This is a genomic window from Roseiarcus sp. (assembly GCF_052145395.1).
Taxonomy (GTDB): domain Bacteria; phylum Pseudomonadota; class Alphaproteobacteria; order Rhizobiales; family Beijerinckiaceae; genus Roseiarcus.
Genome location: NZ_JBKQOT010000697.1, coordinates 1 through 6,065, shown reverse-complemented (window position 1 = coordinate 6,065; position 6,065 = coordinate 1). Strand labels below are relative to the sequence as shown.

The window sequence follows — 6,065 nt, the reverse complement described above, 5'->3', positions numbered from 1 at the left end:
GCGCGGACTGGATCCCTGGTTCGCCAGGCCAGCCACGTCGCGGGCGCACACACCAGGGCGGTCGAGATCGACCCAATTCCGAACTTTCCCGCGACGATGTCGCCGACCAAAGCGGCGCCGAAAAATATCCCGGCTACCAGAAAAATTGTATTACATGCGTACAATGATTGAAGTGGCTTGGCCGCTCTCCCGACATCGATGGTCTTCATGGCCATAGCGCTCCTGATTTGGGACGGAGATCCTTTCATCAAACCATCGCGCAAGTATCCCTTTGCGTGGGTGGGAGTCTGTGATGGGGATCACAAGTCACTTTCGTTCCGCCCTCTGAATGCCCGCCGCAGGTACCGCCGGCGGTGCGCGCCTGGCCGCCAACGGCTTCGTCGAGGACGGCGAGGTCGTGGTTCTCCGATCGCCCGCGCGTCGTCCACGCCCCGCTCGTCCGACAGATCGATGCGCTCGACGCAGCCATCGCGGCGATCGACGCTAAGCGGCTGGCGATCATTTCGCCCAGTTGCCGCCGTGGCGATCCTTCTCACCGAAATCACGACCTGTTCACTGTATCACGAAGATCGATTGAGGTTTCGTCTCCTTGAGATGGTTCGACAGCATGGACGTCGATGGAGGGATTTTGCCAGCGCGATCGTCATCTGCTCACGCATCGTCGCGCTCGCAGCCAGTTTCAGTAACAGCCGCTTGGCGCTCTTTCCCGATAGCGCCTATGCCCGCTTTATGGCGCTCTGCGCTCGTGCTGGGCTGGTCGGGAAGGGCGGTAAAGGGTCGATTTGACCCATGCGCTGCGCCGCTGAGCAATGACCGCTCCTTGCGCCTTGCCGTCGCCGGTGGCGCCGGCTTCGAATGATCGCGCTTCGTACTTTTCCGATGAACGCTGATGGGCGCCAAGCGACAGATTTGAACCCTTAGCCCGTCGCCATGCGCACGACATGCCCTCCCGGCCCTGGACGCGGCTTGACCGGAATGTGCGGCAGATAAAGCTCGACCAGTGCGGCGAGGTCGAGATCCTCGATCTCGACGAAGCCCAACGATCGCGCCCGTTCGCGCAGCAAGGCGGTTTCGAGAAAGCAGCGGAACGGCTCCCCGCTCTCCGCCACCCGCGCCGCCATCGCACGGTGGAAGTCGCGCACGCGCGCCTCTTCGATTGCATGTGGCGGGTTCGCGTAGTCGAACACGACCTCGACGCCGCCGGGAAACCGCGCCAGCGCGACGAGCGTCGCGTAGACCGCGTCTTCGGTCAGATAGGGGGCGACTCCGAGCCACAGGACGAAGGTCCGGCGGGCGACGTCGAGGCCGCCGGCGACGAGCGCGTCCGTCATGTCGCCGTGCTCGAAATCATGCGCCACGTAAGCGACGTGCGCCGGCTCAGCGATGTCGGCCTGCGCAAGGCGGGCGCGCTTGTCGCGCTGCGTCGCCGGATGGTCGAGTTCGAAAACCCTAAGCCCCTCGCGCGGCTCGAGCCGGTAGGCGAAGGTATCGAGCCCAGCGCCGAGCACGAGAATCTGCCGCACGCCGGCCTCAATCGCTCGTCGCGCCGATTCCTCGGCGAACCGGCTGCGCATGGCGACAAAGAAGCGCAGCGCGCGCCGCTCCGGCCGAGCCTTGGAAAGGGCGATCGCCTCTTCGGCGTCGCGGCCGAGAATGCGGATCGCTAGCGGATCGGCAAACAAGAGGCCGCCTTCGATCGCCTGATGCGCCGCTCGGTGTCCCGCGGCGCTGAGCGCCGTGCGGCTGGCTTGGCCATGTTTCATCGTCGGATGCACTCCGTAGACGCGGCTCCCTTTCACGCCCAAAACGCGGGCCGGGTCAACCTCGATCGAGAAGATTGGCTCCGACCGGACTGACAGAAAGCGCCACTGAGTTCCCGCCAGTGAGCGGCACACCGCCGCCGATCTGAGTAATGTCGTAAAGCACAATGAAATCGGGTCGCGACGATCAACCCTCGCCCGATGGCCTTTAATCAGTGCCGGGCCTTCGCGCCGCGACGAGAACATCGCCAGCGCCCCCGGACGCGTCCGTTGTGCCTCGAATCTCGCCGCAATGGCGCCGCGCGCGCCCCTTGTCCTTGTGAGCCTCAAGTGATCCGGAAGCCGCGGGCAGGCTTGGCGTTCGCCGGTCCGTTTTCTGGGCGGAGAAGGGGGTCGGCGCTCTTCACCCGCGTGAATGAGGATGGCGCGACCTTTGTTTGCGGAAAAACAGAAATTCCTGTATGATCCCCTTCATGCGAGCATTAGACGAAGCGCAATCGGATCGACGCCGTCGTCTTGGACGGGACGCGGCCGCTTGCCCGGGGATTGGCCGCATGACGAAGAAATTCGCGCGAATGAATTTTTGCGCAAACTCGAGTGCAACGCATTGAAAGGTCACGATTCGCGGGTGAATAAGGGGGTCAAATCCAGCGCCGAACGAGTGTCGAACGCGTGTCGAACGCATGCCGAACGCGCGCTGAATGACGCCGGATGGGGGCCGAATGCGCCTCGCTCCGCGGACCCCCAAGGAAATCCAAATGGCTCGCGCCGACGGCATCCGGGCGAACGGCTCGTTTGGCCTCCTGGATGGATTCGTCGCCAGAGCCCGTCGACAGACGGGCGCTTCGACGCCGATATAGTCGCAATGAGGGAGCTGGTTTAACCTGAAGACATCTTGCTCTAGCGTATGAGAATTGGGTCATTGGGGGTCGACCTTCTGCGAGAGTGGGGGTCTCACCTGAACGGAAGTTGGAACCGCCCCAAGCGCCGCGGCGGAAATGCGTTACGACCGCAGAAGGTTGAGGAGGTTTTGAGGTGGCTGAGCGTTTTCCGAATTGCAACGGCGAGATCACGCGTCACGCAGACGGCGAACCCTACGTCAAAGTCCCCGTTGGGCAGTCCGGATGCGTGATGTTCGGACCTTACGAGTTGCTTCAGCCGGGAAGCTACGAAGTCACCTACATGGTTTCGCCCAGCGACGGATTCGTGTCGGACGGCCGTGATTTTTGCTGGGTCGATGTGGCCGCAAACATAGGGCAGCAGGTGCTCACCCGGGCGAATATCAGTTCGGACTACCTGAAGGACGGCTCGCCGATGCCCGTGAAACTTCGGTTCTCGATCGATGCGCCGAAGACCCTCGAATTCCGACTTCACTCCATGGGGGGACACGCATTCGAAGCGCGATACGCCAGAGACGTGGTTCCCCTGGCAGGAGACGCGCTGAGCGTTGAGGACAGCCCCTTCTACCAAGAAAATGTAGATTTATTTCGCACGTTTGTGTACCGTGGAGCGAAGCTCATCCACTGGGATAATAACATTATCGTTGACTGGATGGGGATTAAGGTCCTCATCAAGTCACGCGATGACCTGCAGCTTATCAGCGAGATATTCAGGCATAGCGCGTATAAATTTGAAATCAAAGGGGAAGTTTGCGCTATCGATGTTGGAATGAATGTCGGTATGGCTTCACTGTATTTTGCTCGCATGCCGCAAGTCAGCGCTGTTCATTCCTTTGAGCCGTTTTCCCGTCCGTTCCAACGGGCGTTAGAGAACTTTGCCCTCAATCCCGAGATAAGGGGTAAGATTAATCCGAACAACTTCGGTCTCGCTGGCAAGACTGAGAAACTGGAGGTCCGTTGCTGGGATGATGCGACGCTCAGCACCTCCATTCGGGGCGGCGACGGACCGATAATCGACCGAATCTCCGTCAAGGACGCTACTGAGGCGCTCAAGCCGATTATCGAGTCGGCGTCGGACGATAAGCTCCGCATCGTCCTCAAGCTCGACTGCGAAGGCTCGGAATTCGCGATCCTGGAGTCCCTGGACAATGCAGGCATGTTGAAGAAAGTCAACATCGTGATGATGGAGTGGCACAAATGGTGGTCGGCTGAACTGACCAACGAGACCATTGTCGGCAGACTATCGGCCAATGGTTTCATTACTTTCGATTTCCTGCACCTCGACAACCCCGACGCCTCCTTGATTTACGCGAGCCGGGCGTAGCGCGGCCGGCTCAGGCGCATTGCTCATCCAGGACGACCCAAACGGCGATTTACGCGAGCGGCGAGGAGATGTGTTTCTCTCTTTGACCGCTCCGCGCAAACACGCTATCCGCCCCTGTAGTTCGCACCCGGATGAGCATTGACAAGCTGGCCGATACGTTCGACACGGTTGGCCTGCAAATAGGGGCGTCGGGCAGCGGCTCGTCGTCCGACTGCCCCGCAGGAGCGCTGGTTGCCATGTCAAGCCGCGATCAGGCTTCCCCATCGAATGCCGACCTTGCCGCCGCGGGTCGACCCAAAACCCTGGTCTTTTGCACAGGCTTTTCGGACTCGCGCGAACTGTGGAACGCGCGTCATGGGCGCTGGCTGCGCGCCATCCGTTCGTCAAGGCTTGCGTACGACGCCATTCTTATCGTCGACGACGGCTCGCCTGTGCTTCCGGACTGGCCAGGACTTACGATCTGGACCGACGCGGAGGACCATGCCGGCGTCGACCGCCTGCCGGAGTTGGTCTTCCATCACTTCTCGGAAAGGCTCGGCCGGCGATCGGACTGGGACTTTCCCGGGTGGTATCGGTCGTTCGTTTTCGCCGGCCGATTCGCCGTCAGCCACGGCTTCGAAAAATTGATTCATATCGAATCCGACGCGTTTCTGATCAGCCAACGCGTCCAGTCGTATTTCAACGATTTCACGGACGGCTGGGCCGCGCTGTGGTGTCCGCGCTACGATTTCGCGGAAAGCGCCTTGCAGGTCATGGCTGGGAACGCCGTGCGCCATCTCGCAGAATTCGAGAAGAGCCACCCGCAGGCGAACCTCGTGCATCGCACGCTTGAAGACCAGTTGCCCCTCGACGTCATCAACAAAGCGTTCAAAGGCGACCGATACGGTGAGTATCTCCCATTCGTTCCGCTGGACGCAGACTACGCCGGCCAGATTCGCGCCAACATGCCTGAATCGTATTATTGGTGGATGGTCCCGGCCGCGCCGGGGAAAGCGTCGTAACGATCCATCCGCCGCCGGCCGGGCGTCCCTGGCGGCGGCCAAGCAGGATCAAGAGGCGACGCCTCCCGCCATGACCTTCCCCAACCTTTCGCGCCACTCCGCTTCGCTTCTCGCCACGACTGAAAACGCGACGCGAGCCGCCTGGCTTCCGGCCGCGAGGTCGAGCCCCTCGGCGTCGAGGCCGATCGCCCGCCACACCTGCCGCCCCCTCGGCTTGCGCCCAGCAAGGCGCCCGAGGGCCTCATCGCCGAGCGCGTTGACCCCGTCGATCAGACGAGGCTCCGCATCGGCCAAGACCGTCTCGGCCTCGCGCCCGATCAGGATATCGTCCGGCGTCAGCGCGTCTGCGCGGCCAAAACCTCCGTTGAAATGGACATGGTCGATCGCGAGCCGAAAAAAAGCGAAATCGGCGAAGTCCACGTAGAGCTTCGCCTTGGGATTGCGCTGCAGGTAGCGCGCGCGAGTGCGCGGTTCGCTAGCCCGCTCGACGCGCCCGTTCAGCGTAAGACGCGGGTGATTGAGCGGATCGCCCCGCTCCGGTTCCTCTGTCAGGAGGAGCGAGCCGCGCGGATCGGCGGCAACGTGGCGGGTATGGCGGGCGAGCGTCGACATCAGGAACAGCGGCGCGCCGTCGAAATCGCTAGCCACGCCGACGAGCGTGGTCAAAGGCGCGCCCGTCGCCGGATCGAGAGTCGCCAGCGCCGCCGTGCGCGCAAGCCGCATCAGGCGCTTGGCGTCGGCGACGGCCTCTGCGCGCCCGGCCTGAGGATCGACAGGAGCTTTCGCCATGAGGGTCTCGGGGATTCGAAGTCCGCGCAGAAAAGACCGTGGTCGACGCGCGGGTCAAGGGGAGACACGCGCGCAGCCTGTCATGTGGCGCTCAGAGGGAACAATTCGCAAGAACGCTGCCCCCGGCAGCCGGACGCGCGAGGTCAAGCGGCGGCGCGTTCGGAGTCCGCGGGACGCGAATGCGGCGCGGTTGGGGTTGCCGGAAGTCCCCGCCGACCCCACCTAAGGATGCTGTCCAGCTGATTTCCCAAAAATGGAACACATTTCAGCCGCGAACGGTTATGATGGTGCG

Annotated in this window: 5 protein-coding genes; 2 read left to right on the top strand and 3 right to left on the bottom strand. The window is 62.3% G+C overall.

What is annotated here, in order from left to right; translation table 11 throughout:
* Together ACLP25_RS23885 and ACLP25_RS23880 are read right to left on the bottom strand one after the other, a co-directional pair.
* Positions 1-209 (bottom strand): hypothetical protein (locus tag ACLP25_RS23885; RefSeq protein ID WP_442471620.1); only part of this gene is annotated, 209 nt, incomplete at its 3' end.
* Between the two features lie 708 nt (positions 210-917).
* Positions 918-1,763: a class I SAM-dependent methyltransferase gene (locus tag ACLP25_RS23880; protein ID WP_442471619.1), complete on the bottom strand. Its 846-nt coding sequence runs from the start codon at positions 1,761-1,763 to the stop codon at positions 918-920.
* Positions 1,764-2,795: 1,032 nt separating this feature from the next.
* Here ACLP25_RS23880 and ACLP25_RS23875 point away from each other — a divergent pair.
* Positions 2,796-3,983 (top strand): FkbM family methyltransferase, encoded by a 1,188-nt coding sequence (locus ACLP25_RS23875; RefSeq protein ID WP_442471618.1) that lies wholly within the window; start codon positions 2,796-2,798, stop codon positions 3,981-3,983.
* A gap of 236 nt (positions 3,984-4,219) precedes the next feature.
* Positions 4,220-4,984 (top strand): hypothetical protein, encoded by a 765-nt coding sequence (locus ACLP25_RS23870; protein WP_442471617.1) that lies wholly within the window; start codon positions 4,220-4,222, stop codon positions 4,982-4,984.
* Between the two features lie 48 nt (positions 4,985-5,032).
* On the opposite strand, the gene ACLP25_RS23865 is transcribed toward ACLP25_RS23870, so the two are convergent.
* Positions 5,033-5,773: a HugZ family pyridoxamine 5'-phosphate oxidase gene (locus ACLP25_RS23865; RefSeq protein ID WP_442471616.1), complete on the bottom strand. Its 741-nt coding sequence runs from the start codon at positions 5,771-5,773 to the stop codon at positions 5,033-5,035.
* Positions 5,774-6,065: the final 292 nt, after the last annotated feature.

What these genes read in the sequence shown, in the direction of transcription:
- ACLP25_RS23880 (WP_442471619.1), bottom strand. Translation starts at nt 1,763, where the DNA reads ATGAAACATGGCCAAGCCAGCCGCACGGCGCTCAGCGCCGCGGGACAC.
- ACLP25_RS23870 (WP_442471617.1), top strand. Translation starts at nt 4,220, where the DNA reads ATGTCAAGCCGCGATCAGGCTTCCCCATCGAATGCCGACCTTGCCGCC.
- ACLP25_RS23865 (WP_442471616.1), bottom strand. Translation starts at nt 5,773, where the DNA reads ATGGCGAAAGCTCCTGTCGATCCTCAGGCCGGGCGCGCAGAGGCCGTC.